The organism is Pseudogemmobacter sp. TB195, assembly GCF_058313095.1.
This window is the reverse complement of the sequence record NZ_JBZEGG010000202.1, coordinates 1-538: the sequence shown is the minus strand read 5'-3', so window position 1 is coordinate 538 and position 538 is coordinate 1. Positions and strand designations below refer to the sequence as shown.

Genomic DNA, 538 nt, shown 5'->3' with positions numbered 1-538 from the left:
GTACCACGCGTCAAACGAAGCAGCGGCCCCATGAACGAAACACACATCACCATCATCAGGCGCGAATTGCCCAACGCCAGAGCGGCGGGCCCGGCCCTGAAGGATTCGAGCGTCCCCTTGACGTCACCAGCGAACTCTTTGAACCCGTCGGGGCTGTTATGGTTCAGGTCCTGGACACGCATGCCTGGATGGCGCACCACGAGTTCACCGTTGCTAGTCGATACTGCCGTGACGGTTTCACCGGGGAAAACGAACGTATGCCTGTTGTGCCAGCCGTTTTTATCAACGCACAAAATCTTCCCGGGTGGCGTGACGCCAGTCAGGTAGAGTTTCAGTAAGTCGACTCTCGCGGACGGCGTCGGCGTGCTAAACCCCGCACGCCCCAAACGGACCAAAAGGTTATCGGCACCAGTATTGGGGTCGTATCGCTCAAAAATGCGAGTCCGCTCGCCGCCGTGCACGCTGGGGAACCGGATCTGAAAACCGGTTTGATCTTCTTCCCCGCCAACATATTTACGCGTTGTCGCCAACACATGCA

Annotated in this window: 1 protein-coding gene; it reads right to left on the bottom strand. The window is 58.0% G+C overall.

The window, feature by feature from the left end; all coding sequences use genetic code 11:
* Nucleotides 1–538 (bottom strand): DUF927 domain-containing protein (locus tag AC4FS3_RS29365; RefSeq protein ID WP_491023472.1); only part of this gene is annotated, 538 nt, incomplete at both ends.